The sequence below is a fragment of the Burkholderia sp. Ac-20349 genome, assembly GCF_017104865.1.
Taxonomy (GTDB): Bacteria; Pseudomonadota; Gammaproteobacteria; order Burkholderiales; family Burkholderiaceae; genus Burkholderia; species Burkholderia aenigmatica.
This window is the reverse complement of sequence record NZ_JAAGPM010000091.1, coordinates 1-25,452: the sequence shown is the minus strand read 5'-3', so window position 1 is coordinate 25,452 and position 25,452 is coordinate 1. Positions and strand designations below refer to the sequence as shown.

20 protein-coding genes and 1 pseudogene are annotated in these 25,452 nt (G+C 67.8%); 9 read left to right on the top strand and 12 right to left on the bottom strand.

Going from position 1 to position 25,452, the window contains the following annotated elements; translation table 11 throughout:
* The first annotated feature begins 100 nt into the window (after positions 1-100).
* Positions 101-400, top strand: coding sequence for an H-NS histone family protein (locus G3N61_RS25815; RefSeq protein WP_043181183.1), 300 nt, complete (start codon positions 101-103; stop codon positions 398-400).
* A 605-nt stretch (positions 401-1,005) separates the two neighbouring features.
* Positions 1,006-3,363 (top strand): GNAT family N-acetyltransferase, encoded by a 2,358-nt coding sequence (locus G3N61_RS25810; RefSeq protein ID WP_043181181.1) that lies wholly within the window; start codon positions 1,006-1,008, stop codon positions 3,361-3,363.
* 700 nt (positions 3,364-4,063) lie between these two features.
* Here G3N61_RS25810 and G3N61_RS25805 read toward each other — a convergent pair.
* Entirely contained in the window at positions 4,064-4,615 is a 552-nt protein-coding gene (locus G3N61_RS25805) for a hypothetical protein (RefSeq protein WP_043181178.1), read from the bottom strand.
* Positions 4,616-4,788: 173 nt separating this feature from the next.
* Positions 4,789-5,610: an IclR family transcriptional regulator gene (locus tag G3N61_RS25800; protein ID WP_043181176.1), complete on the bottom strand. Its 822-nt coding sequence runs from the start codon at positions 5,608-5,610 to the stop codon at positions 4,789-4,791.
* Positions 5,611-6,273: 663 nt separating this feature from the next.
* Between G3N61_RS25800 and G3N61_RS25795 the strand changes: the two genes are divergently transcribed.
* Positions 6,274-7,122, top strand: coding sequence for an ureidoglycolate lyase (locus tag G3N61_RS25795; RefSeq protein ID WP_205823910.1), 849 nt, complete (start codon positions 6,274-6,276; stop codon positions 7,120-7,122).
* Positions 7,123-7,234: 112 nt separating this feature from the next.
* On the opposite strand, the gene G3N61_RS25790 is transcribed toward G3N61_RS25795, so the two are convergent.
* Both G3N61_RS25790 and G3N61_RS40315 read right to left on the bottom strand, forming a co-directional pair.
* Entirely contained in the window at positions 7,235-7,618 is a 384-nt protein-coding gene (locus G3N61_RS25790; RefSeq protein WP_043181166.1) for a VOC family protein, read from the bottom strand.
* A 61-nt stretch (positions 7,619-7,679) separates the two neighbouring features.
* Positions 7,680-7,772, bottom strand: a pseudogene (locus tag G3N61_RS40315) (VOC family protein); the annotation flags it as partial.
* 123 nt (positions 7,773-7,895) lie between these two features.
* Here G3N61_RS40315 and G3N61_RS25780 point away from each other — a divergent pair.
* Complete coding sequence (locus G3N61_RS25780; RefSeq protein WP_241017909.1) at positions 7,896-8,516, top strand: ABATE domain-containing protein; 621 nt, start codon at positions 7,896-7,898, stop codon at positions 8,514-8,516.
* A gap of 31 nt (positions 8,517-8,547) precedes the next feature.
* Here G3N61_RS25780 and prpR read toward each other — a convergent pair whose 3' ends face one another.
* A complete protein-coding gene (gene prpR, locus G3N61_RS25775; protein WP_205823909.1) occupies positions 8,548-10,530 on the bottom strand; it encodes a propionate catabolism operon regulatory protein PrpR in 1,983 nt (660 codons plus the stop codon).
* A gap of 170 nt (positions 10,531-10,700) precedes the next feature.
* Here prpR and prpB point away from each other — a divergent pair, with 170 nt between their 5' ends.
* The 4 genes from prpB (at position 10,701) to prpF (ending at position 16,870) form a co-directional block, all read left to right on the top strand.
* A complete protein-coding gene (gene prpB / locus G3N61_RS25770) occupies positions 10,701-11,594 on the top strand; it encodes a methylisocitrate lyase (RefSeq protein ID WP_011353756.1) in 894 nt (297 codons plus the stop codon).
* A 214-nt stretch (positions 11,595-11,808) separates the two neighbouring features.
* On the top strand, positions 11,809-12,981 hold the full coding sequence (gene prpC / locus G3N61_RS25765) for a 2-methylcitrate synthase (protein WP_043181158.1): 1,173 nt from the start codon (positions 11,809-11,811) through the stop codon (positions 12,979-12,981).
* Positions 12,982-13,058: 77 nt separating this feature from the next.
* Positions 13,059-15,653, top strand: coding sequence for a Fe/S-dependent 2-methylisocitrate dehydratase AcnD (acnD, locus tag G3N61_RS25760; protein WP_043181155.1), 2,595 nt, complete (start codon positions 13,059-13,061; stop codon positions 15,651-15,653).
* Positions 15,654-15,679: 26 nt separating this feature from the next.
* Positions 15,680-16,870, top strand: coding sequence for a 2-methylaconitate cis-trans isomerase PrpF (gene prpF, locus G3N61_RS25755; protein WP_089451639.1), 1,191 nt, complete (start codon positions 15,680-15,682; stop codon positions 16,868-16,870).
* A gap of 57 nt (positions 16,871-16,927) precedes the next feature.
* On the opposite strand, the gene G3N61_RS25750 is transcribed toward prpF, so the two are convergent.
* The 7 genes from G3N61_RS25750 to G3N61_RS25720 all read right to left on the bottom strand — a co-directional run bounded on the left by G3N61_RS25750 (position 16,928) and on the right by G3N61_RS25720 (position 24,428).
* Positions 16,928-17,866, bottom strand: coding sequence for an alpha/beta hydrolase (locus tag G3N61_RS25750; protein WP_205823908.1), 939 nt, complete (start codon positions 17,864-17,866; stop codon positions 16,928-16,930).
* Positions 17,867-17,899: 33 nt separating this feature from the next.
* Entirely contained in the window at positions 17,900-19,054 is a 1,155-nt protein-coding gene (locus G3N61_RS25745) for an acyl-CoA dehydrogenase (protein ID WP_205823907.1), read from the bottom strand.
* A gap of 38 nt (positions 19,055-19,092) precedes the next feature.
* On the bottom strand, positions 19,093-20,415 hold the full coding sequence (locus G3N61_RS25740) for an MFS transporter (RefSeq protein ID WP_205823906.1): 1,323 nt from the start codon (positions 20,413-20,415) through the stop codon (positions 19,093-19,095).
* Positions 20,416-20,425: 10 nt separating this feature from the next.
* On the bottom strand, positions 20,426-21,478 hold the full coding sequence (locus tag G3N61_RS25735; RefSeq protein WP_205823905.1) for a porin: 1,053 nt from the start codon (positions 21,476-21,478) through the stop codon (positions 20,426-20,428).
* Between the two features lie 85 nt (positions 21,479-21,563).
* The gene (locus tag G3N61_RS25730; RefSeq protein ID WP_205823904.1) at positions 21,564-22,364 is read right to left on the bottom strand and encodes an enoyl-CoA hydratase-related protein; all 801 of its coding nucleotides are present in this window, start codon (positions 22,362-22,364) and stop codon (positions 21,564-21,566) included.
* Positions 22,361-23,581: a CoA transferase gene (locus G3N61_RS25725; RefSeq protein WP_089451644.1), complete on the bottom strand. Its 1,221-nt coding sequence runs from the start codon at positions 23,579-23,581 to the stop codon at positions 22,361-22,363. Before G3N61_RS25725 ends, G3N61_RS25730 begins: the two co-directional genes overlap by 4 nt.
* Before the next feature lie 64 nt (positions 23,582-23,645).
* Positions 23,646-24,428 (bottom strand): crotonase/enoyl-CoA hydratase family protein, encoded by a 783-nt coding sequence (locus tag G3N61_RS25720; protein ID WP_089451645.1) that lies wholly within the window; start codon positions 24,426-24,428, stop codon positions 23,646-23,648.
* Between the two features lie 134 nt (positions 24,429-24,562).
* Here G3N61_RS25720 and G3N61_RS25715 point away from each other — a divergent pair, with 134 nt between their 5' ends.
* Positions 24,563-25,330: a helix-turn-helix domain-containing protein gene (locus G3N61_RS25715; RefSeq protein WP_043181141.1), complete on the top strand. Its 768-nt coding sequence runs from the start codon at positions 24,563-24,565 to the stop codon at positions 25,328-25,330.
* The last annotated feature ends 122 nt before the right edge of the window (positions 25,331-25,452 follow it).

Below are 25,452 nucleotides of genomic sequence, written 5' to 3'. Positions count from 1 at the left end.
CGAGATAACCGGCTGAGGAGACCACGATCGGGCGAAGCGCTTTTCTGTTGGCTGAGCGTCATTTATTTTTCACGAATAACCCTCACGGAGTCCCATCCATATGGCGACCTACAGGCAACTGACCGTGCAGCTCGAACGGCTTCAGCAAAAGATCGACAAGGAACGCGAAAAGGCGATTGCCGATGCGATTGCCGATATCCGCGCGAAAATCGAGGAATACGACATTACGCCGGAAGAGCTCGGGTTTCGCCCGGTAGGGGGAGCCGCTGCCACAGCGAAGCCGAAGCGGACGTCGCCGCCGAAATACCAGAACCCGAAGACGGGCGAAACCTGGAGTGGCCGCGGGCGGGCGCCGGCGTGGCTCGGCAAGAATCGCGAGCGTTTCCTGATCAAGGACTGACTCCCGAAAAACCTCACCTTTAGCGTGCTGACTGACGGTGCGAATGGCCATACGGCCGTCGCACCGTTTTGTTTTTGTGCATTCCCGGCGCGATTCCCGCTGGCGTATTGAACTGCGACGCCGCGCAATTAACGGATCCCGTTTTGCGAATTCGCCGCGATTCGACCGCATATCGCGGCGAATTCCCGTAAACAGACCTGCAACTGCGCAGCCTATGCGCATCGGCCAGCGCCATTCTCGCGGTGCACGCGTGCCGCGAATTCCGATCACCGCTCGCGTGTTTGTGGATGGCGCCGTGCAATTCCCGAAGATACTCACCATAGCTCCTGTAAATCCTCACCTTTGACGAAGCGGACGCGGCGTCGCACCGCATGCCGGCACCGGGTGCGCCGAGCGAATGGGCTCGGCCGGTGCGCGGCGACGGCGGGCCGTGCTCGTGTTGCAGGCTCATGGTGCGAGCGTTGATGCGTGTCGAATAGTCGGCCGTTCGGCATATAGGCAGCCGCATGCGCTTCGCCTATGCTTGGGGTTCGCGTCGATCGGCGTATGGCGCGGTGCGTGCCGCATGCCGATCGGGTCGTCTTTCGTTACCGCAGGGAGCCGATGTGACCGTTCGCCATCTCGATGCGTTGTTCCAGCCCAAGTCCGTTGCGGTCGTCGGCGCGTCGTCGCGCGTGGGCAGTATCGGCGCGATGGTGTGGTCGCGCGTGCTCGACGGTGCATTCCAGGGGCCCGTGTGGCCCGTCAATCCGAAGTATCGTGACCTGCACGGGCATGCGGTCGTGTCCGATGTCGACCGGTTGCCCGCGCCGCCGTCGGTTGCCGTGATCTGTACGCCGCCCGCGACCTGGGCCGGCATCGTGCGCAAGCTCGGCGAGCTCGGCACGCGCGTCGCGGTGATCGTCGGCGAGGCGCGCACGGACGCCGATCGCGCCGCGCTCGATCGCACGCTGAAGGCGGCGAAGCCGTTCGTGCTTCGTATCGTCGGGCCGGGCAGCCTCGGCGTGCTGTCGCCTGCGCGGCATGCGCATTTCGGTGCCCCGGCCTATACGGTGCGATCGGGCGGCGTCGCGTGGGTGTCGCAATCGAATGCGCTGACGAACGCGGTGCTCGGCTGGGCCGACGCGCGGGGCCTCGGCTTTTCGCATGTCGTCGCGCTCGGCGGCGAGTCCGACGTCGATGCGGGCGACGTGCTCGACTATCTCGCGAGCGATCCCGGCACGCGTGCGATCCTGCTCGAACTCGATACCGTGCGCGCCGCGCGCAAGTTCATGTCGGCCGCGCGCGCGGCCGCGCGCAACAAGCCGGTGCTCGCATTGCGCACCGGCCGCGCGGATCCCGGCGACGCGCTCTATACGGCGGCGTTCCAGCGCGCGGGGATGGTGCGTGTCGATGCGCTCGACGATCTGCTCGACGAGATCGAGACGCTTGGCGTCGGCCGCGTCACCGCGCGCGGCGCGGCCACGCTGGTGACGAGCGATGCGGGCGTCGCGAAACTCGCGGTTGATGCGGTGGCCGAGGTGCGCGACGTGCTGGCCGACTGGTCACCCGCGGCCACGTCGGCCGTGTCGGCTGCGCTGCCGCATCTCGCGTCGCCCGGCAATCCGCTGACACTGGGCGACGATGCGCGCCCCGAGCATTTTGCGGCGGCGATCAAGGCGCTCGCGCCGTTCCCGCAAACAGGCACGCTGTTCGTCGTCCATTCGACCTCCCACAGCGCACCGGCCGATGCGGTTGCGCACACGCTGATCGAAGCGCGGCAGCATGCGCATCGCGGCATCCTCGCGTGTTTCTTCGGCGCGGTCGATGCCGCGACGCGCGATGCACTGCACGCGAACGGCATTCCCGTGCACACCACGCCGCAGCGGCTCGCACGCGCGTATGCGCGTCTCGTCGACTACAGCCTCGGGCGGCAACTGCTGATGCAAACGCCCGAGGGCACGCTGCCGCAGCCGGCCGAGTGCGTGGCATCCGCACAGGCCGAGGCGCGCCGGATGGTCGAAGCGGGCCAGCATGAGCTGACCGGCGAAGCCGCGCTGCGCTGGCTGTCGCATTTCGGTCTGCAGGGTGAGCCGGCCGTCGAGCCGGCCGGCACGAAAGTCGTCGATGTCACGGTCGACATGTACGACGATTCGAACTTCGGCCCGGTGTTTCGCTATGCCGTGCCGCCTGCGGACGGCGTATCGGCGCCGTTCGTCGTCTATGGCCTGCCGCCGCTGAACACCGTGCTCGCTCGTGCGGTGATGGAGCGCTCGCCGTATGCGCGCAGTACACCCATCGAGCCGACACTCGATGCGTTGACGGCGCTGTCGCAGGTCGTCTGCGACGTGCGCGAAGTCGTTGCGATGTCGGTCACATTGCGCGTGCGGTCCGACCGCGCGCACGTGATTGCGCCGCGCGTCACGCTGGCCGCGGGGCGCAGCCGGCTCGCGATCATGCCGTATCCGCGCCACCTCGAACAGACGCTCGAGTGGCGCGGCGAGACTGTGACGATCCGCCCGATCCGTCCGGAAGACGAGGCTGCGCACAATGAACTGCTCGGCGCGATGACGCCGGACGATCTGCGGATGCGTTTCTTCGGCGCGGTGCGCAGCTTCGATCATTCGCAGGTGGCGCGCATGACACAGATCGATTACGACCGTGAGATGGCCTTCATCGTGTCGTTCACCGATGTGTCCGGGCGGGATCACACGCTTGCGGTCGCGCGCGCGGTTGCGGATCCGGACAACGAGACGGCGGAGTTCGCGATCGCGGTACGACCCGATCAGAAGGGCAAGGGCCTTGGCCGGCTGATGATGGCCCGGATCATCGACTATGCGCGCTCGCGCGGAACCGCATGGATGATCGGCGAGGCGCTGCGCGAGAACTCGGCGATGATCTCGCTTGCGAAGTCGTGCGGTTTTGCTGTGTCGACGACAGAGGAGCCCGGCGTCGTGGGCTTCAGGATGAAGCTGCAGCCGTAGCGTCTGCCGGCGATCCGACGCGCGGAGACATTGCATGTCCTGGACGTCTCTGGCCTCCCGGCATGTTGCGGATATTAACGGTCGGGAATGCAGAGCATTTGAACGTGTCTCGCGAGCGGAGCAACCACGAACGTGTCGGCGCCTGTTCGCAACGGTAATACCGACGCTCATATGGCGCTGCGAGACGCGTGCCGCTTGCCGCGATATCCATCCCGCGCCACTGTTTTCTGCAAGGTGTTCACACGCATTGACCGCCGCATGTCAGCCTCGAAAATTTGAATTCTCCCAATAGGTGAGACTTTTCGGGATCCTCGGGTGAGCTTCTTCGGGAGGGTGGAGGTGAGTCGATACGGGAGCGCTTGGTGAGCCTTCCCGGGAGCAGCCGGTGAGTCTCTACGGGAGTGGCTGGTGAGTCTCTACGGGAGTGGCCGGTGAGCCTCTGCGGGAGGCGTCGGTGAGCCTTTCCGGGGCGTATCGGTGAGGGTCTACGGGAAGTGTCGGTGAGGACATCCGGGAGGCTTGGGTGAGGGTTTCCAGGAGCCTTGGTGAGCTTTTTCGGGAGGCACAGGTGAGTGCCTGCGGGATGCCAAGGTGAGACTTTTCGGGAGCGCCCGGATGCACGCCTCCCACAGGCGCAGCGCCGGCCAAGGCCGGCGTCACGCAAGGGGCGGGCACGCATGAACCGTGCCCGCGGCTACCTTCAGGCAGCGAGTTTCGTCGCCGCGTCGTTCACCTGATCGCGCGAAATCGCGAGTTCCTCGAGGTGCGGATCGGCATAGACGGCGCCGGTTTCGCGCTCGAGGCGGGCGATCGTCAGTGCACAGCGCGCGGTGTCCTTGGGCATTGCGATGAAGCGCTTGACCGATTCGCCGGACGTGAACGCTTCGAACAGCGCGCCGCGCACGTCGTCCGGAAGCGTCTTGGTCCACTGGTACGGCTTGCCGTTGAACGTGATCGACGGCGGCAGCGTGCGTTCCTTCTTGGTCGCCGTGATGAGCCCGTAGGTGCGGGCCGCGTCGCCGATCTGCTCGGGCGAGAAGAGTTCGTCGGGCGTGATGTCGAACTGCTCGATGTAGTTCTCGATCGCCTGCATTGCGGTGGCACGATCGTCGCGCTTCTTCTGTGCGCGCGCGACGATATCGCGCAGCTCGTCCGCCTCTTCGGGCGTGATCGTGAAGCTTGCCTGCTTCTGCTGAAGTTCGGAGAAACGCTGGAATTCTTGATCGTTCAGAAGTTTGGCCATGACATCCATCGGACACGACGGCCGCGACAACCGGCCGCCGTAGTTTTTGAGAGGGCCGCTATTTTAGCGTAGCGCCGTAGGCGCACGATATGGCACCGTGCGTCGCGCTCCGCAGAGATGTTGTGGGCGACCGGGGCCGGCGCAATGGCGCCGTACCCGGTGCGCTCCGCCGAGCCTGCGCGTCAGCAGGTCTCGTCGCGGCACATCGACAGAAGGGCGGCCGTGTCGCGCAACCCTTCGACGACCGTGTCGACGGACGGCGCCATGTGCGCATCGATCCGGCGCATGTACGGGCACGTCAGCACCGCGATCGCATGGCCGGACGGCCCGAGGATCGGCGCGGTCAGGTCGGTCACGCCGTAGGCCTGGCGGCTGTCCTGGCGCAGGTAGCCGGTCTGCCGGATGGACTGGCACGCATACGCGAGTTCCTGCTCGTTCAGCGGCGCTTCGCCTTTGACCTTGCGGTGCTCGGCGAGCATGTGCGCGCGATGCTCGGCGCCCTGGAACGACAGCATCACGCGCCCCGATGCCGTATCGGCGAGCCCGACGCGCGAGCCGAGCCGGACCGACACGCCCCACGAGCCGGGGCCGTCGACCTGCGCGATCACGAGCAGGTTGCCGCGGTCGTAGACGGACAGGTGACACGATTGTTCGGAGGCGTCGGCGAAGCGCTGCATCGGCGGCAAGGCTTCGGCGATCAGCCGGCTCATCGGCGGATGCCGATGCGCGAGCGAGAACAGCTTGAGGCTGAGCGTGTAGCGGTCGCCGCCGGTCGAGCGCATTACGTAGCGGCGTGCGACGAGGCGTTCGAGCATCCGGTAGATCTCGCTCGCGTTGCGGCCGAGTTCCTTCGTGATTTCGGTGCGGGTAAGGCCTTCTTTCTGCTCCGACAGGAGTTCGAGAATATCGAGACCCTTGTCGAGCGCGGGTGCGCGATAGCGGTCGATTGCGCCCATCGATTCCCGAGCGTCGCAGCCGGGAATCAGGTCGTTGGTTGTTTGCATTGTCGGTGTGGAGTTGGGGGTGACTTTCGATCGATTGGCGACGCACGCTGACCGATTCTGCAACACGCTTGTGTCGAGCCCGCGTGTGGCGACGAACGCCATCCGTTTGAGCTTAACAACAAACATTTAGTGTGCAATGCAGCGTCTTTTTACCGATCGTTACCGGACAAGAACGGATCGATTCCCTTTCAGGATGACAGGGAAGCCCCGAATACCCGGTATTCATGACAGGTGGCACCGGTTCAAGGCGTTTGAAAGGCAATCGAGGGGCCGCGCCGCCCCCGATGCTGCGCCGCAGCGTCGGCGGGCGCACCAATAGTCGGTATCCGTCGCGGGTCATTTCACGGCGCGCGGCCGATGGTACAAAGGCTGGCGGGCCAGCGACGGTGCGGCCGCGCGTGAAGCCGGCCGCTACGGGCCGGACCATGTCGCGGGTGCCGGGCCGTCGTCGCCGATGCGCAGACCGGCGGCCGCCCGTTCGATGCGCGCCGTACTTCCGTACGGCGCCACGATCGCTGCGCCCGCGCGACCCTCGCGCGTCGATGGCATGCCGGATGCGGCGCCGACGCGCGCAATCGACGATCGACAATCAGTCCGGCGCGCGGCCACTAAAGGCCGAGTCAGCCGGTATCCTGTCCCATTCGACAACAGAGGTTGAGCACGATGAAACTGCTTCGCTATGGCCCGTCCGGCCAGGAAAAGCCCGGTATTCTCGACGCGGACGGCCGGATTCGCGACCTGTCCGCACATGTGCCGGACCTGTCCGGCGATGTGCTGTCCGACGCGGGTCTCGCGCGGCTGCGCGCGATCGATCCGGCCACGCTGCCGCTGGTGTCAGGCGAGCCGCGCATCGGCGCGTGCGTCGGGCATGTCGGCAAGTTCATCGGCATCGGCCTGAACTATGCCGATCACGCGGCCGAAGCCGGCATGCCGGTGCCGAAGGAGCCGGTCGTGTTCGGCAAGTGGACGAGCTCGATCTGCGGCCCGAACGACGGGATCGACATCCCGAAAGGGTCGGTCAAGACCGACTGGGAAGTCGAGCTGGGCGTCGTGATCGGCGCGGCCTGCAAGGACGTCGACGAAGCGCGCGCGCTCGATTACGTCGCGGGCTACTGCGTCGTCAACGACGTGTCCGAGCGTGAATGGCAGATCGAGCGCGGCGGCCAGTGGGACAAGGGCAAGGGTTTCGACACGTTCGGCCCGATCGGCCCGTGGCTCGTCACGCGCGACGAGGTGCCCGATCCGCAGCGTCTCGACCTGTGGCTCGAAATCGACGGCCACCGCTATCAGAACGGCAACACGCGCACGATGGTGTTCACCGTCGCGCAGCTGATCGCCTATCTGTCGCGCTGCATGACGCTGCAGCCGGGCGACGTGATCACGACCGGCACGCCGCCGGGCGTCGGCATGGGCATCAAGCCGTCGCCGGTATTCCTCAAGGCCGGCCAGATGGTGCGGCTCGGTGTCGAAGGACTCGGCGAGCAACTGCAGCACACGCGCGACGCGCGATAACCGCGCATCCGGCGATCCCGTTGAACGACCGCCGGATACCGACGGTTCAAAGGCAAGGGCCCGATTCCGCATGGCGCGGAATCGGGCCCTTGGCGTTGGTACGCGGGCCGGATCAGACGACGTTGTCGAGTTCGCAGTGCGCTTCCAGCCGATACCCGTCGGGATCGACGACGAACGCCGCGTAGTAGCCGGGGCCGTAGTGTTCGCGCTTGCCCGGCCCGCCGTTGTCCTGGCCGCCGTGCTCGAGCGCGGCACGGTAGAACGCGTCGACTTCGACCGGCGACGCGGCCTTGAACGACAGGTGCAGCCCCGAGTCGGGATCGGCGGCGATGGGGCGAGCCGCGTGCTGCAACCACAGCTCCGGTTCGGTCGTGCCGTACCCGATGGAGCCGTCGTCGCTGTATAGCCGTTTGTAGCCGAGCGCGCCAAGCGTGCTGTCGTAGAACGTCCGGCTGCGGCCGATGTGTGCAACGCCGAACGAAAGGTGATCGATCATCTGTGGCTCCTTGGACTGAAGAGGGACGTCAGTGCAGCAAACCTGCTTATAACCACCATGCCAGCCGCTTGTAGCGCAGTGCGCCGAGTGTGCGGTCGTAGAACGCGCGGCCGCGGTCGTTGTGGATAACGCCGGACGAAAGGCGATCGATCATCTGTGGCTCCTTGAACTGAGGCGGGTGTCAGTGCAGCAAACCTGTTTATAACTACCATGCTGGTTATGTTAGGAAGCGCCTGCGGGCTTGTCAACCGGCATGCTGGTTAGATACGATCCGGGCATGAGCGATACGCAACCTTCCGTCACGATGGACTGCCTGATTCCGGCGCCGCCCGAGACCCTGAGCATCGATTTCGCAAACACGCTGTACTGGCGTGGCAGCGACCCGCCGACGGAGACCTTCGGCACGATGGACGACCTGCTGGCGTGGTGTCGCGAGCAGGCCGGCGTGCCGGCCGGCCTGGCGGAAGCGTGCCGGGCGCGCGGCGAAGAGGAGGGTGGGCCGGCGATGCTGACGCGCGCGCTCGCATTGCGCGAGGCGCTGTACCGGCTTTTCCATGCGCAGGCCGAGCAGCGCGAGCCGCAGGCCGACGATCTTGCCCTGCTGGGCGGTTTTCTGGCGGAAGCGGCGCCGCGCGTCGCGCTGGCGCGCATCGATGGCGGCTATGCGTGGCGGGTCGGGGAGGGGCGTGCGACGTTGGCCGGGCTGCTGAGCCCGGTACTGTGGTCGGCGATCGACCTGCTCGGCGGTGCGCGGCTCGCGAAGGTCAAGCGTTGCGCGAACGACGCCTGCCAGTGGTTGTTCATCGACGACAGCAAGAACGGCAGCCGCCGCTGGTGTTCGATGTCGTCGTGCGGCAATCGCGCGAAGGCGTACCGCCACTATCACAAGGCCGGCTGACGGTCGGCTCGTTCACGGCGCAGCGCCCGACCTACTTCACCGACAACTTCCGCCACAGCGTCGTCTTGCTGATGCCGAGCATCGCGCACGCGCGGTCGCGGTCGCCGCCGCATGCATCGAGTACCGCGCGGATCTCGTCGGCTTCCGCGCGACGGCGGCGCGCGTGCAGCGTCTGCGCATCGTCGGCGTCGGCCGTGTCGGCGGGCAGCGTGAACAGCTCGGGTGCGATCGCCTGCAGCGCGCCGGGATCGAGCGCGCCGCACGCGGCGGCCGGGTCGCTTTCGTCGACTTCCTCGGCCAGCTCCACCGCGATCCGCTCGATCACGTTCTGCAGTTCGCGCACGTTGCCGGGCCATCGGTAGCGCGCAAGCGCAGCCTGCGTCGTGCCGAGCACGCGCGCGGCGTCGGCGGCGTCGCGCAGGCGTTCGGCGAGGCGCGGTTCGCGTCGTGCGGCCTGCACGAGCAGCGTGGCCGCGAGCGCCGGGATATCGGCTGCGCGCTCGCGCAGCGGCGGCAGGCCGACGTTCAGGATGTTGAGCCGGTAGTAGAGATCCGCGCGGAACGTGCCGGCCTCGACGGCGACGAGCAGCGGGCGGTGCGTCGCGGCGATCACGCGCACGTCGATGCGGATCGGCTCGGTCGAGCCGAGGCGGATCACCTCGCGCTCCTGCAGCACGCGCAGCAGCCGGCTCTGCAGCGACGGCGGCATTTCGCCGATCTCGTCGAGAAACAGCGTGCCGCGGTGGGCGGCTTCGAACAGGCCGGTCTTGCCGCCGCGCCGAGCGCCCGTGAACGCGCCTTCCTCGTAGCCGAACAGCTCGCTCTCGAGCAATGCTTCCGGAAACGCGCCGCAGTTGACCGCGACGAACGGGTAGCTGCGCCGCGCGGACAGCGCGTGCAGGCTTTGCGCGATCATCTCCTTGCCGGTGCCGCTTTCGCCGAGCACGAGCACGGTCGCGTCGGATTTCGCGTACCGGCGCACGAGATCGCGCACGCGCGCCATCGGCGCCGACGCGCCGACCACGTCGTCGAGCGCGTAGCGTGCCGCGAACTGCTGCGTGGTGGGCTGCGAACGCAGCGCGCGGTCGAGCCGTTCGACCGCGCGCGATTCCTGGAACGTCAGCACGCTGCCCGACGTGACGCCGCGATCGACGAGCGGCCCGCGATGCACGACATAGCGCACGCCGCGCACGGTGGCGAGCGCGTCGCCGTCCTCGCCGCGCAGCGTGCGCAGCTCGGGCCGCAGGTCGACGAGCGCGCGGCCGACGGCCGCCGCGGGTTCGACCCCGAGCGCCGACGCGAGCCGTTCGTTGATCGCCTCCACGCGGCCGCGCGCGTCGAGTGCGACCACGCCGTCGCGCAGGTGCTGGAGCAGGTTGTCGAGCCGCTGGCGGCGGAATGCCTCGGCATGCGTCGCATACGCGACTTCGAGCGCCGTATCGACGGCCTTGCGCACCGATGCGTGCGAATACAGGAACACCGCGCCCATGCCGGCGCTGGCCGCGAGATCGGTGACGAGGCCGGGGCCGACGATCGTCTCGATGCCGCGGTCGCGCAGCTCGTGCACGCAGGCTTCCGCTTCCTGCGCGGACTGATATGACGCAAACTGCACGTCGAGGCCGTACGCGGCGACGAAGCGGCGCACTTCGGGCGGCGTTTCCCCGGCGCTGACGAGCGCGATCCGCGACGCGTCGCGCCGGGCGCGCGCGAGCGCCTGCATCACGTCGAAGCCGGTCGGCGACACGACCACCACCGGCACCTGCGCACGCGTCTTCAGGAAGCCGCCGTTCGAGCCGGCCGCGACGATCACGTCGGGCCGCGCGGTGCCGGCCTCGGCGATCGCGCTGAGCGCATCCTCATAGGCGCGCGTGACGATGCGCACGTCGGCGCGTTCGTCGAATTCGCCGGCGATCTCGCGAAAGAGGTCGCGCAGGCGGCTGATGCCCATCGCCCAGATGCGCGGGCGCGCCGCGCGATCGGCCGGGCCGACGGGTTTGGTCGAGGAGAGGTCCATGACGGTCGATTATGCGCGCGCGATTTCATTTTTGAAACTTGAAATTGCTGGATTGAAATCGCAAGGCAGTGCGATGCCTGGGCCGGTTGCTTAAGAATCAGTGGGTTAGCGACGTTGCGCGAGCTGGCCCGGTCCTTGCTGTTAATGGTCGTTCCTTCAGGAGGCCGTTCATGAGCAATACGCATCTTCAGAGCGCCGGCGCGAAATTCCGCGCGGCAGTCGCGGCGGAGCAGCCGCTGCAGGTGGTCGGCGCGATCACCGCGTACGCAGCCAAGATGGCACAGGCCGTCGGCTTCAAGGCCGTGTATCTGTCGGGTGGCGGCGTCGCCGCGAACTCGCTCGGGATCCCCGACCTCGGCATCAGCACGATGGAAGACGTGCTGATCGACGCGAACCGGATCACCAACGCGACCGACCTGCCGCTGCTGGTCGACATCGATACCGGCTGGGGCGGCGCGTTCAACATCGCGCGCACGGTGCGCTCGTTCATCAAGGCCGGCGTCGCGGCCGTGCACCTGGAAGACCAGGTCGGCCAGAAGCGCTGCGGCCACCGTCCGGGAAAGGAAGTCGTACCGGTCGAAGAAATGGTCGATCGCGTCAAGGCCGCGGTCGATGCGCGTACCGACGACCAGTTCGTGATCATGGCGCGCACCGACGCCGCTGCCGCCGAAGGGATCGACTCGGCGATCGAGCGCGCAGTGGCTTACGTCGAAGCCGGCGCGGACATGATCTTCCCGGAAGCGATGAAGTCGCTCGATGACTACCGCCGCTTCAAGGCAGCCGTGAAGGTGCCGATCCTCGCGAACCTGACCGAATTCGGCTCGACGCCGCTGTTCACGCTCGACGAGCTGCGCGAGGCGAACGTCGACATCGCGCTGTACTGCTGCGGCGCCTATCGCGCGATGAACAAGGCCGCGCTGAACTTCTACGAGACGCTGCGCCGCGACGGCACGCAGAAGGCAGCCGTGCCGACGATGCAGACGCGCGCCGAGCTGTATGACTTCCTCGGTTATCACGAATACGAGCGCAAGCTCGACGAGCTGTTCGCGCAGGGCAAGAAGTAACGTGCCCGCGCGCCGGGATTCGATTCCGGAGCGTTTTGCATGGGGCCGGGCCAGGCGCTGAAGCGCCAAGTCCGGCCGACCGCGAAGCATGGGGCCGCACTAGGCGCTGAAGCGCCAAGTCCGGCCGACCGCGAAGCATGGGGCCGCACTAGGCGCTGAAGCGCCAAGTCCGGCCGACAGCTGATACCCCCGATACACATTGGAGAGCAGAAACATGAGCGAGACGAAAGACGCAGCAGCACCGGCCGCCGCAGGCGCATTCAAGCCGAAGAAGTCGGTGGCGCTGTCGGGCGTGACGGCCGGCAACACGGCGCTGTGCACGGTCGGCAAGACCGGCAACGACCTGCACTATCGCGGCTACGACATTCTCGATGTCGCCGAATCGTGCGAATTCGAGGAAATCGCGCACCTGCTCGTTCACGGCACGCTGCCGAACCTGACCGAGCTGGCCGCCTACAAGACGAAGCTGCGCGCACTGCGCGGCCTGCCGAGCGCGCTGAAGGCGGCGCTCGAGCAGATCCCGGCGTCCGCGCACCCGATGGACGTGATGCGCACGGGCGTGTCGGTGCTCGGCACCGTGCTGCCGGAGAAGGACGACCACAACCTGCCGGGCGCGCGCGACATCGCCGACCGCCTGATGGCATCGCTCGGCTCGATGCTGCTGTACTGGTATCACTTCTCGCACAACGGCAAGCGCATCGAGACGGAAACCGACGACGACTCGATCGGCGGCCACTTCCTGCACCTGCTGCACGGCAAGACCCCGTCGAAGTCGTGGGTCGAGGCGATGCACACGTCGCTGATCCTGTACGCAGAGCACGAATTCAACGCATCGACGTTCACCGGCCGCGTGATCGCGGGCACGGGCTCGGACATCTACTCGGCGATCACCGGCGCGATCGGCGCGCTGCGCGGGCCGAAGCATGGCGGCGCGAACGAAGTCGCGTATGAGATCCAGAGCCGCTACAGCTCGCCGGACGACGCCGAAGCCGACATCCGCCGCCGCGTCGAGAACAAGGAAGTCGTGATCGGCTTCGGCCACCCGGTCTACACGATCTCCGATCCGCGCAACAAGGTGATCAAGGGCGTCGCGCACAAGCTGTCGAAGGAAGCGGGCGACCTGAAGCTGTACAACATCGCCGAGCGCCTCGAATCGGTGATGTGGGAAGCGAAGAAGATGTTCCCGAACCTCGACTGGTTCAGCGCGGTGTCGTATCACATGATGGGCGTGCCGACCGCGATGTTCACGCCGCTGTTCGTGATCTCGCGCACGTCGGGCTGGAGCGCGCACATCATCGAGCAACGCATCGACAACAAGATCATCCGCCCGAGCGCGAACTACACCGGTCCGGAAGACCTGCAGTTCGTGCCGATCGAGAAGCGCTGATCGCCCACCGTGCACACCGGCCTCCCGCGTGACGGGGGCCGGCGTGCGCCGGACGCCATACCCGAGTTCCCCACACCATGAATACCGCCAACCGCAAACCCCTGCCCGGCACGTCGCTGGACTATTTCGACGCGCGCGCCGCGGTCGAAGCGATCGCGCCCGGTGCCTACGACACGCTGCCGTACACGTCGCGCGTGCTCGCCGAAAACCTCGTGCGCCGCTGCGATCCGGCGATCCTTGCCGATTCGCTGAAGCAGATCATCGAGCGCAAGCGCGAGCGTGATTTCCCGTGGTTCCCGGCGCGTGTCGTGTGCCACGACATCCTCGGGCAGACCGCGCTCGTCGATCTCGCCGGCCTGCGCGATGCGATCGCCGACGGCGGCGGCGACCCGGCGAAGGTCAACCCGGTCGTGCCCGTGCAGCTGATCGTCGACCACTCGCTCGCCGTCGAATGCGGCGGCTTCGATCCGGACGCGTTCGCGAAGAACCGCGCGATCGAGGATCGCCGCAACGAGGATCGCTTCCACTTCATCGAGTGGACGAAGAAGGCGTTCGAGAACGTCGACGTGATCCCGCCGGGCAACGGCATCATGCACCAGATCAACCTCGAGAAGATGTCGCCGGTGATCCAGGCGCAAGACGGCGTCGCGTATCCGGACACCTGCGTCGGCACCGACAGCCACACGCCGCACGTCGACGCGCTCGGCGTGATCGCGATCGGCGTCGGCGGCCTCGAAGCGGAGAACGTGATGCTCGGCCGCGCATCGTGGATGCGCCTGCCCGACATCGTCGGCGTCGAGCTGACCGGCAAGCGTCAGCCCGGCATCACCGCGACCGACGTCGTGCTCGCCCTGACCGAGTTCCTGCGCAAGGAAAAGGTGGTCGGCGCGTATCTGGAATTCCGTGGCGAAGGCGCGGCGAGCCTCACGCTCGGCGATCGCGCGACGATCTCGAACATGGCGCCCGAATACGGCGCGACGGCCGCGATGTTCTTCATCGACGGCCAGACGACCGATTACCTGCGCCTCACCGGCCGCAGCGACGAGCAGGTGAAGCTCGTCGAGACCTACGCGAAGGCGGCGGGCCTGTGGGCCGATACACTCGCCAACGCGCAGTACGAGCGCACGCTGACGTTCGACCTGTCGAGCGTCGTGCGCAACATGGCCGGCCCGTCGAACCCGCACAAGCGGCTGCCGACGTCCGACCTCGCCGCGCGCGGCATTGCCGGTGCGTGGGAAGAGAAAGCGGGCGAGATGCCCGACGGCGCGGTGATCATCGCCGCGATCACGAGCTGCACGAACACCAGCAACCCGCGCAACGTGATCGCAGCGGCCTTGCTCGCACGCAACGCGAATGCGCGCGGCCTCACGCGCAAGCCGTGGGTGAAGAGCTCGCTCGCGCCCGGCTCGAAGGCGGTCGAGCTGTATCTGGAAGAAGCGAACCTGCTGCCCGAACTCGAGAAGCTCGGCTTCGGCATCGTCGCGTTCGCGTGCACGACCTGCAACGGGATGTCGGGCGCGCTCGACCCGAAGATCCAGCAGGAGATCGTCGATCGCGACCTGTACGCGACGGCCGTGCTGTCCGGCAACCGCAACTTCGACGGCCGCATCCACCCGTATGCGAAGCAGGCGTTCCTCGCGTCGCCGCCGCTGGTCGTTGCGTATGCGATCGCCGGCACGATCCGCTTCGACATCGAGAAGGACGTGCTGGGCCACGACCAGAACGGCCAGCCCGTCACGCTGAAGGACATCTGGCCGACCGACGAGGAGATCGATGCGATCGTCGCGTCGAGCGTGAAGCCCGAGCAGTTCCGCAAGGTCTACGAGCCGATGTTCGCGCGTAGCGCCGATGCGGGCGAGCGCGCGGCGCCGCTGTACGACTGGCGTGCGCAGAGCACGTACATCCGCCGTCCGCCGTACTGGGAAGGCGCGCTGGCCGGCGAGCGCACGCTGCAAGGCATGCGCCCGCTCGCGGTGCTCGGCGACAACATCACGACCGACCACCTGTCGCCGTCGAATGCGATCCTGCTGGACAGCGCGGCCGGCGAATACCTGGCGAAGATGGGCCTGCCGGAAGAAGACTTCAACTCGTACGCGACGCACCGGGGAGACCACCTGACCGCGCAGCGCGCGACCTTCGCGAACCCGACGCTGATCAACGAGATGGCGATCGTCGACGGCGCGGTGAAGAAGGGCTCGCTCGCGCGCGTCGAGCCGGAAGGCAAGGTCATGCGGATGTGGGAAGCGATCGAGACGTACATGAATCGCAAGCAGCCGCTGATCGTCGTGGCCGGCGCCGACTACGGCCAGGGCTCGTCGCGCGACTGGGCCGCGAAGGGCGTGCGGCTCGCGGGCGTCGAGGCGATCGCTGCCGAAGGCTTCGAGCGGATCCACCGCACGAACCTGATCGGGATGGGCGTGCTGCCGCTCGAGTTCAAGCCGGGCACCAACCGGACGACGCTCGGCATCGACGGCACCGAGACCTTCGACGTGATCGGCGAGCGCACGCCGCGCGCCGACCTGACGCTCGTGATTCACCGCAAGAACGGCGAGCGCGTCGAGGTGCCGATGACGTGCCGGCTCGATACGGCCGAGGAAGTGTCGATTTACGAGGCGGGCGGCGTGCTGCAGCGCTTCGCACAGGACTTCCTCGAATCGTCGCAGGCGGCTTGATCGCGTCACACTGGGATAACGCACACATGGCTCACACTCCTCAAATCAGGATTCCCGCGACCTACATTCGCGGCGGCACCAGCAAGGGCGTGTTCTTCCGGCTGCAGGACCTGCCGGACGCCGCGCAGGCGCCGGGCGCTGCGCGCGACGCGCTGCTGCTGCGCGTGATCGGCAGCCCCGATCCGTACGGCAAGCAGATCGACGGGATGGGCGGCGCGACGTCGTCCACCAGCAAGACGGTGATCGTGTCGAAGAGCGCGCGGCCCGGCCACGACGTCGACTACCTGTTCGGTCAGGTGTCGATCGACAAGGCGTTCGTCGACTGGACCGGCAACTGCGGCAACCTGTCGGCGGCGGTCGGCCCGTTCGCGATCAGCGGCGGGCTGGTCGATCCGGCGCGCGTGCCGCGCGACGGCGTCGCGACCGTGCGGATCTGGCAGGCGAACATCGGCAAGACGATCGTCGCGCATGTGCCGGTGACGAACGGCGCGGTGCAGGAAACGGGCGACTTCGAGCTGGACGGCGTCACGTTCCCGGCCGCCGAAGTGCAGCTCGAATTCATGGATCCGGCTGCCGAGGAAGAAGGCGCGGGCGGGTCGATGTTCCCGACCGGCAACCTCGTCGACGATCTCGCGGTGCCGGGCGTCGGTACGCTGAAGGCGACGATGATCAACGCGGGGATCCCGACGATCTTCGTCGAAGCGGAAGCGATCGGCTACACGGGTACCGAACTGCAGGACGCGATCAACGGCGATGCGAAGGCGCTCGAGAAGTTCGAGACGATTCGTGCGCACGGCGCGCTGCGCATGGGCCTGATCGACACGCTCGACGAAATCGCGACGCGGCAGCACACGCCGAAGATCGCGTTCGTCGCGAAGCCGGCCGATTACGTCGCATCGAGCGGCAAGCGCGTGAATGCGGGCGACGTCGACCTGCTGGTGCGCGCGATGTCGATGGGCAAGCTGCACCACGCGATGATGGGCACGGCGGCGGTCGCGATCGGCACGGCCGCGGCGATCCCCGGCACGCTCGTCAACCTGGCGGCAGGCGGCGGCGCACGCAACGCGGTGCGCTTCGGGCATCCGTCGGGCACGCTGCGCGTCGGCGCGGAGGCGCAGCTCGAAAACGGCGAGTGGACCGTCACCAAGGCGATCATGAGCCGCAGCGCACGCGTGCTGATGGAAGGCTGGGTGCGCGTGCCGGGCGACGCGTTCTGAGCGTAGCCGGTTGAGCGGTACGGATGCGGGCGGCTTCGGCCGCCCGCGTCGTTTTTGTCATCCGTGCAGGAACCGGCGCAGTGCATCGTGGCTGAGGCGGCGCGCCGTTTCGGACACGCGTGCACCGGGCACGATGTCGAAACCGTGCACGCCGCCGGGGAGCACGTGCAGTTCGGTCGGCACGCCCGCGCGAAGCAGGCGCTGCGCGTAGTCGAGATTTTCGTCGAGGAACAGGTCGAGCGAGCCGACCGACAGGAACGCGGGCGGCAGGCCGTCGAGCCGCGTGGCGCGTGCGGCGGCGGCGTACGGCGACACGCCGTCGAGGCCCGGCGCATGACCGAGCAACGCGCTCCAGCCGAACCGGTTGTTGGCCGCATGCCAGACGAACTCGCCGGCATGCGGATGCGGCGTGCGCGTGCAGGTGCGATCGTCGAGCATCGGATAGATCAGGTGCTGGAACGCGAGCCGGTATTCGCCGCGGTCGCGTGCCAGCAGCGCCAGCGCGGCGGCGAGCCCGCCACCTGCGCTTTCGCCTGCCACGCCGATCCGCGCCGCATCGATGCCGAGTGCATCGGCGTGGCGGAAGACCCACGCGAGCGCCGCGTAGCAGTCCTCGATCGCGCCGGGAAACACGGTTTCCGGCGCGAGGCGGTAGTCGATCGAGATCAGCGCGCAGCCGAGCTGCGTCACGAGCGACCGGTGTACCGCCTCGAGGTCCTTTGCCGCGCCGCGCACGTAACCGCCGCCGTGCATGTGGACGATCGCCGGGAGCGGGCGTGCGCCGGCCTCGGGCAGATAGACGAGGACCGGGACGTCCGGCGCGCCGGCAGGGCCGGGCACCGCACGGCGTTCGAGCGTACTGCCGGCGAGGTCGGGCGGTGGCAGCGGCAGCACGCGTTCGCGCGACTGCGCGAGGTTGTCGGTGCTGAGCGTGACGGTCGGCCAGACCGCGAGCAGCGGGCGGATTTCAGGATCGACGAGATGCAGGGTGTCCAACGCATGGCTCCATCGTGACGGTGGGCCGCGCGATCACAGCACGCTGCGCGCGACGACCCAACGGTGTACCTCGGTCGGGCCCTCGAAGATGCGCATCAACCGCGCTTCGCTGGCCATCTGCTGTAGCGGCATTTCCTTCGTCATGCCCATCGCGCCGAGCGTCTGCATCGCATGATCGATGACGCTCGATGCCATTTCGGTCGCGAATACCTTGACCATCGAGATCTGCGTGCGCGCGTCCTGCCCGGCATCCACGCGCGCGGCCGCTTCGTAGGTCATGAGGCGGCACGCGTGGATCTGCGTGAGCGCGTCGGCGACCCACCACTGGACAGCCTGGCGTTCCGCGAGCGGCACACCGAAGGTCGTGCGCTGCTTCGCATGGTCGCACAGCATCGCGACCGCGCGCTCGGCGCGGCCGATGCACCAGGCGGCCATCTCCAGCCGCCGGTTCGCGAGCCGTGCCTGCATCGGCGCGAAACCGGCGCCTTCCCGGCCCAGCAGTTGCGCGGCGGGAATGCGGCAGTGCTCCAGCACGATTTCATACGTGGACAGCCCGCCGATCATCGGGATCCGGCGTTCGATGATGAAGCCCGGCGTATCGCGGTCGACGATGAACGCCGACATGCCGCCGCGCTTGCCCTTGCTTCGATCGGTGAGCGCCATCACGATCGTCCAGTCGGCTTCGGTCGCATGGCTGATCCAGATCTTGCGGCCGTTCAGCACCCAGCTGTCGCCGTCACGCACGGCCGTCGTCGACAACGCGCCCGGATCCGAGCCGGCGCCCGGCTCGGAGATCGCCATCGCGGCACGCGTGACGCCGCGTGCGTACGGATCGAGATAGCGCGCGCGCTGCGCGTCGTCGGCCACTTCGCACAGCATCCGCAGGTTCGGCGAGTCCGGCGGCAGGATGTACGGGGTCACGGTCGTGCCGATCGCTTCGTTTACGCCGACCATCGCGACGGCCGGCAGGTCGGCGCCGCCTGCATCGAGCGGCGCGTCGAGCCCCCACAGGCCGAGCTGCCGCGAGCGCTCGTCGAGGTGCGCGCGCTCGTCGTCGAGCAGCCCGAAGCGCTGGCCGTCGGCTTCGCGCGCCATCACGGCGGCTTCGAGTGGAATCAGTTCGTCTTTCACGAAACGTGCGACGAGGTCCCGGATCATCCGGTGGTCGAGTTCGAGTTCGAAATTCATGAGAGTCGATGAGAGTGAGGGAGGAAAGACCGACGCGGTCAGCGCGCGTCCGGACGAGACGATGCGCGGACGCGCAGCGTGAGCAGCAACGCGATGGCGCCGGCTGCGAGCAGCGCGGCGTTGAAATAGAGTCCGCCGCGCATCGACCCGGTGGCCGTGTTGAGCACGCCCATCAGGAACGGGCTTGCGAACCCGCCGATCGCGCCGGACATCGTGATCGCCGCGATCGCGACCGCCATCGAGCGCTTCGGCAGCGCGAGCCCCGGCAGCACCCAGAACGCCGGTAACGTCGCGGCGTGCGTCGCGACCGCGACGCAGAGGGCGATCATCATGTGGGTCGTGCCGGTGACGCGCGCCAACCCGGCGAGCGCCGCCGCGCACGCGATCATCGCGAAGGCGCCGTGCCCGCGCCATTCGCGCCGGCGCTCGGTGCGCCAGCCCATCCCGAGCATGCCGACGATCCCGCACAGGTAGGGCAACGCGGACAGCAGCCCGATCTGCATCGCGCCATGCAGGCCGCCGCGATGAAGAATCACGGGCATCCAGAACACCAGCGCATAGCCGGCGGCCGCGATCGCGAAATTGGCCGCGCAAAGCAGCCAGAAATCGCGGTGCGCGAGCAGCGGGCGGGCCATGTTCGCCGCCGGCGTGCCGGCTTCGGCCTGCGTGTGCGCGGCGTGCAGCGCGGCCTTGTCGGCGTCCGACAGCCAGCGTGCGTCGTCCGGCCGGTCGTCGAGAAACCGCAGCGCGACGAAGCCGAGCACGCTGCTCGGCAGTCCTTCCACGAGGAACAGCCATTGCCAGCCGCTCAGGCCCGCGGCGCCGTCGAAGTACGACAGGATCGCGCCCGACGCGGGGCCGGCGATCATCCCCGCGAGGTACAGCGCGGTCATGAAGAGCGCGAACGCCTTCGCGCGCTGCTTCGGCGGATACCATGCGCCGAGATAGAACAGGATGCCGGGGAAGAAGCCGGCCTCGAACACACCCAGCAGGAAGCGGCACGCGTAGAACTGCGCGGGCGTCGTGACGAACATCGTCGCGGCCGAGCCGAGCCCCCACAGCACCATGATCCGGGCGATCGTCCTGCGCGCGCCGATCCGCGCAAGCAGCGCGTTGCTCGGAATCTCGAACGCCATGTAGCCGATGAAGAAGATGCCCGCGCCGAGCCCGTAGACGGCGTCGGAGAAGTGCAGCTCGGCCGCCATCTGCGCGTGCGCGAAGCCGATGTTGATCCGGTCGATGAACGACAGCGTGTAGCAGAGGATCAGGAACGGCAGCAGCCGGCGCGAGATCCGGCGGTAGAGCGCCGGCGTCGTGCCATCGTCGGCGGCGGCCGGGTGGGTCGAAAGGGTCGGGGTCATGAGCACTCCGTCAGAAGCGGTGAACGAGGCCGAGCGCGAACACCTGCTCGGTGCCGCCCGGTTGCGGCTGCAGGCCGACGACGACCGTGTTGCGGGCGTCGCCGCCGTTCTTCATGTAGAGATAGCGTGCGTAGAGCGACGTCCGCTTCGACAGCGGGTGGTCGTACCCGATGCCGAGCGCGGACGCGTCGTTCGCCGAGCCTTTCACGTCGCGGCGTACGATCGAGACGAGCACGCGATCGAGCGCGCCGACGTTGATCGACGCGCCGGCACTCGCGGTCGAGAACGCAGGCAGGTTGCGCGCCGTGCTGACGCCATAGAGAAAAGCGGCGTACAGCTTGACGCGCGCGAATGCATAGTTGGCGGCGAACACGTAGTGGCGAGTCGTCGACGGGGAGACGACGGGCGACAGGTTGCCGGCCGACGTGTCGCCCTGGAAGCCGGCGCCGACGTAGAGCCCGCCGATCCGGTACTGGAGCCCCGCGCCGTAGTTGCGTCCGGCCTGCGTGGACAGCGCGTTCGGCGTCGGGAAGCCGTACGTGGCCATCACGCGCAGGCCGTTCCAGTCGGGGCTCAGGTACGACGCCGCCTGGTTGAAGCGCGGAATCGGCGGCGTCGTGTTGGCGGTGATCGTGTCCGTCGACGTCGCGAGCAGCGCGAGCGGCGACAGTCGTTCGTTGAGCCCGAACGGATCGCCGTCATAGACGATGTAGAACGACGGCGTGTATTGCCGGCCGAGCCGGAGGTCGCCGTAGCGCGTGTTCTGCAGCGCGACATAGGCCTGCCGGTAGAACAGCGTGCCGCCCTGGAACGACCCGTCGGCCGGCGAGAAGCCGCTTTCCAGCACGAACTTCGTCGACGTGCCGCCGCCGAGATCCTCGACGCCCGTCAGCCCGAACCGGCTCGTCGACGAGCCGCCGCCGCTTTGCCGCACGCTCGACAGGCTGCCGATGCGATCGAATTCGACGTAGCTGTCGACGATCCCGTACAGCGTGACCGACGACGCGTGCGCCGATGTGGCGCATAGCACGCACGCGCCGACCAGGAATGCTTTCCGTTGCATGAAGGTGTCTCCGTTCCATGTCTTTTTTCGCGCGCCCGCGTTCTGGGAGCGGTTGCGCGCGTGATGCCGCCGTGTTGCGTCGGGCTCAGCGCCCCTTGAATACCGGCTTGCGCTTCTCGAGGAACGCGCGGGCGCCCTCGATCCGGTCTTCGCTCGCATAGACGTCGGGGCCGACGTCCAGCCGCAGCGCGGCGGCCACCGGCAGCCCCTGGCTGCGGGTCGCGGTTTCCTTGATGCGGCGGATCGTGAGCGGCGCGTTCCCGGCGATCGTCTGCGCGAGTTCGCGCACGGTGTCGTCGAGTGCGGCGCCGGGGACGACGCGGTTCAGCAACCCGGCGCGCTGCGCCTCGTCCACGTCGAAGCGGCGGCCCGTGAACAGCAGCTCCATCGCGATCGCGCGCGGCAGCAAGCGCGGCAGCAGCACGCTCGCGAAGTTCGCGCCCATGCCGACGCGCGCTTCGGGCAATGCGAAGGTCGCGTGGTCGGCGGCGATCCGCAGGTCGCACGCGAGCGCGATCTCGAAGCCGCCGCCGATCGCGTAGCCGTTGATCGCCGCGATGGTCGGCTTGCGTAGCTCGAGGATCAGCTCGTGCACGTTGCGTGCGAGCCCGCGCATCGGCTGCATGCCGCGCATCTCGGGATCGCCGAGATCGACGCCCGCGCAGTACGCGCGTTCGCCCGCGCCGCGGATCACGATGACGCGGATCGACGGGTCGTCGTCGAGCGTGACGAGTTCGTCGCACAGCCGCCGGATGGCTTCGGCGGACAGCGCATTGGCGACGTGCGGACGATGGATCGTCAGCCACGCGATGCCGTTGTCGTCATTGCGCAGGATCGACGGGGCGTCGTCGCCCGTCAGCGAAGAGAACGAGCCGGATGGGGTCATGACGCGCTCCCGGTGGCGTCTGCACGCGTGTCGTGGAGCACACCCGCTTGCCGCAGCGCGTCCCGGCGCGCCGCGTCGATGCCGAGTGCGTCGAGCACGGCGTCGGTGTCGGCGGCGAACGGCTGGGGCGGCCGGCGTATCGATCCGGGCGTGCGGGAGAGTTTGGCGGGGACGCCCGCGCCGGTGTACGTGTCGGTCTTGACGAACATCGCGTTGTGCGCGGCTTGCGGATGGCCGAACGCATCGGCGACGGTGTTCACCGGGCCCGTCGCGACGCCGGCATTCAGCAGCCGCTCGACGATGTCGTCGGCATGCAGTTCGCCAGTCAGCTGGCCGAGCAGCGTATCGAGCGCATCGCGATGCGCGACGCGCTTCGCGTTGGTCGTGAACCGTGGATCGCGCGCCAGCTCGGGCACGCCGAGCGTTTCGACGAGCCGCGCGAACGTGCGGTTGTTGCCGGCGCCGGTCGAGATCGGCTTGTCCTTGCACGGATAGACGCCGTACGGCGCGATCGCCGCATACACGTTGCCGGTCGCGACGGGCACGTCGCCGGTCGCCATCCAGGTCGTGCTGACCGGATGCAGCATCGACAGCGCGGTGCTGAACAGGTCGATGTCGACGTGCTGGCCGAGACCGGAGCGGGTCCGTTCGACCAGCGCGAGCAGGACGCTCGACACGGCACTCAGGCCCGCCGCGTAGTCGACGACCGGGAACGGCACCTTGAGCGGCATGCCGCCCGGTTCGCCGTTGATCGACATGAAGCCGGCGAGACCCTGCGCGACGGCGTCGTAGCCCGGAAACCGCGCCAGCGGGCCGTCGGTGCCGTATCCGGAGATCGAGCAGTGGACGAGGCGCGGGAAGCGCTCGCGCAGGCACCCTTCGTAACCGATGCCCCAGCGTTCGAGCGTGCCCTGCTTGAAGTTGTCGATCAGCACGTCGGCCGTGTCGAGCAGGCGGAACAGCACGTCGCGCCCGTCCGGATGCGACAGGTCGAGCGCGAGATTGCGCTTGTTGCGGTTGAGCCCCCAGTAGTAGCTGGAGATGCCGCTCGGCATCGCGGGCCCCCAGTCGCGCGTTTCGTCGCCTTGCGGCGGTTCGATCTTGATGACGTCCGCGCCGTGGTCGGCGAGCGTTTGCGCGCAGAACGGCCCCGCGTAGACGCGGCTCAGGTCGACCACACGCACGCCTGCGAGTGCGCCTTCGGTACTGCTTGTCATGACGATGTTTCCTTCGATGTGGGATTCGGCGGGCCGGCACGCCGGCATGCGATGCGGCGCGGATTCAACCGCGCGCGGCGAACAGTGCGTTCACGGCTTCGCGGTGTTCGGGGGTGGCGTGCGCGAACGCCTGGTACGACGCCGACAGGTCGAGCAGCGTGTCGAGGCTCGCGTGGCGGCCTTCGCGCAGCAGCCGCTTGGTCAGGCGCAACGCGGTGCCCGAATGCCGGGCGATGCGGCCGGCCAGTTCAAGCGCGTGCGCAAGGAGGTCGCCATCGGGAACGACACGCGATACGAGCCCGCAGCGCAGCGCCGCCTGTGCGTCCAGCGCATCGCCCGTGAACGACATTTCCGCGGCGACGGCGGTGCCGACGATCTGCGGCAGGAACCACGCGCCGCCGTCACCGGGCACGAGGCCGAGGGCGATGAAGCTTTCGGCGAAGCGGGCGCGTTCGGCGGCGATGCGGATGTCGCACATGCACGCGAGATCGGTGCCGGCGCCGATGGCCGGGCCGTTGATCGCCGCGATGGCCGGCACTTCGAGGTGCTGGAACGCGTGCGCAATGCGCTGGATGCCGCGGCGATAGCGTGTCCGGATCGCGGCGAGGTCGTGCGGGTCCGATTCCATGAACGCACGCATCGCCTTCACGTTGCCGCCCGACGAGAACGTCGTGCCGGCACCGGTCAGGACCAGCACGCGGATCGATTCGTCGCGGTTCGCGTCGTCGCAGCATTCGGTCAGTGCGTCGATCGCATCGTTGTCCGAAATGGCGTTGCGTGTTTCCGGACGGTTCATCGTGACGGTCAGGATCGGTCCCTGCCGTTCACGGATCAGAAAGGCTGTCATGGTGTCTCCGAATGTTCCGTGCCGCGCGACTTCACGCCGCCGGCCGAAGCCTAGTATCGTCACGACGGTTGGCGGCGGGAAATTCCGTTCCACATACGTGGAAGGCTCGCCCGGTGGCGTGAGGAGACGGCGGGATGAGCGGAAACGTGGTCAAGAGCGCGGCGCGCGTGTTTGAAGTGCTGGAGCTGTTCAGCACATTGCAGCGGCCGCTGAGCGTGCGGGAGATCTCGACGCGCTGCGGCTATCCGGGGTCGAGCGCGGCGGCGTTGCTGACCAGCATGAAGGCGCTCGGCTATCTCGCGTACGACGATGCCACCCATACGTATGCGCCCACTGCGCGGCTCGTCAATCTCGGTGAAGCGCTCGTCGATTCGACCGCAGGCAGCCGACGGTACTGGCATGCCGTCGCAAAGCGGCTGGCGGTCCGCACGCGCGAGGCCGTCGTGATCGCGGTGCAGAGCGACCTGTACGTGCAGTACATCGATGCGGTCGAGGGTGCGCATACGCTTCCGATCCAGTTCTACGCGCCGATCGGCACGCGTCGCGAGATCTGCATGTCGAGCCTCGGCTGGGCGCTGCTGAGTCTCCAGCCGGACAGCGTGATCCGCCGGCTCGTGTCGCGCAGCATCCGCCGGCTCGGCAAGACGGGCCGGACGATCGACGAAGATGTCGTGCTCGACAAGGTCGAACAGACGCGCCGGTTCGGCTATTCCTATTCGGCGCACACGGTCACGCAGGGCGCCGCGATGATCTCGATGGTGATCGCGGACGGCTGGAACGGCCTGCCGCTGGCCATGGGCGTGGCCGGGCCGGTCGAGCGGATCGAAGCGCAGCGCGACGCGATCGTGCGGGCGATGCGGGAGGTGCTGGCCGGGCAGGGGCCGGATGCCGCGGCGGGCTAGCTGTGAAGCTTCAATAGGTTGTATCGATGGTTCATCCGGACTGAGTCTGGGAGACTGGAAGTCGCCAAACACCCAACCTTCCAGGAACCCAGCCGGATGAACACCCATAAGAATGCCCGACT

Coding starts and splice junctions, on each gene's coding strand:
- G3N61_RS25815 (WP_043181183.1), top strand. CDS start 101: ATGGCGACCTACAGGCAACTGACCGTGCAGCTCGAACGGCTTCAGCAA.
- G3N61_RS25805 (WP_043181178.1), bottom strand. CDS start 4,615: ATGGATGTCATGGCCAAACTTCTGAACGATCAAGAATTCCAGCGTTTC.
- G3N61_RS25800 (WP_043181176.1), bottom strand. CDS start 5,610: ATGCAAACAACCAACGACCTGATTCCCGGCTGCGACGCTCGGGAATCG.
- G3N61_RS25795 (WP_205823910.1), top strand. CDS start 6,274: ATGAAACTGCTTCGCTATGGCCCGTCCGGCCAGGAAAAGCCCGGTATT.
- G3N61_RS25790 (WP_043181166.1), bottom strand. CDS start 7,618: ATGATCGATCACCTTTCGTTCGGCGTTGCACACATCGGCCGCAGCCGG.
- G3N61_RS25780 (WP_241017909.1), top strand. CDS start 7,896: ATGAGCGATACGCAACCTTCCGTCACGATGGACTGCCTGATTCCGGCG.
- prpR (WP_205823909.1), bottom strand. CDS start 10,530: ATGGACCTCTCCTCGACCAAACCCGTCGGCCCGGCCGATCGCGCGGCG.
- prpB (WP_011353756.1), top strand. CDS start 10,701: ATGAGCAATACGCATCTTCAGAGCGCCGGCGCGAAATTCCGCGCGGCA.
- prpC (WP_043181158.1), top strand. CDS start 11,809: ATGAGCGAGACGAAAGACGCAGCAGCACCGGCCGCCGCAGGCGCATTC.
- acnD (WP_043181155.1), top strand. CDS start 13,059: ATGAATACCGCCAACCGCAAACCCCTGCCCGGCACGTCGCTGGACTAT.
- prpF (WP_089451639.1), top strand. CDS start 15,680: ATGGCTCACACTCCTCAAATCAGGATTCCCGCGACCTACATTCGCGGC.
- G3N61_RS25745 (WP_205823907.1), bottom strand. CDS start 19,054: ATGAATTTCGAACTCGAACTCGACCACCGGATGATCCGGGACCTCGTC.
- G3N61_RS25740 (WP_205823906.1), bottom strand. CDS start 20,415: ATGACCCCGACCCTTTCGACCCACCCGGCCGCCGCCGACGATGGCACG.
- G3N61_RS25735 (WP_205823905.1), bottom strand. CDS start 21,478: ATGCAACGGAAAGCATTCCTGGTCGGCGCGTGCGTGCTATGCGCCACA.
- G3N61_RS25730 (WP_205823904.1), bottom strand. CDS start 22,364: ATGACCCCATCCGGCTCGTTCTCTTCGCTGACGGGCGACGACGCCCCG.
- G3N61_RS25725 (WP_089451644.1), bottom strand. CDS start 23,581: ATGACAAGCAGTACCGAAGGCGCACTCGCAGGCGTGCGTGTGGTCGAC.
- G3N61_RS25720 (WP_089451645.1), bottom strand. CDS start 24,428: ATGACAGCCTTTCTGATCCGTGAACGGCAGGGACCGATCCTGACCGTC.
- G3N61_RS25715 (WP_043181141.1), top strand. CDS start 24,563: ATGAGCGGAAACGTGGTCAAGAGCGCGGCGCGCGTGTTTGAAGTGCTG.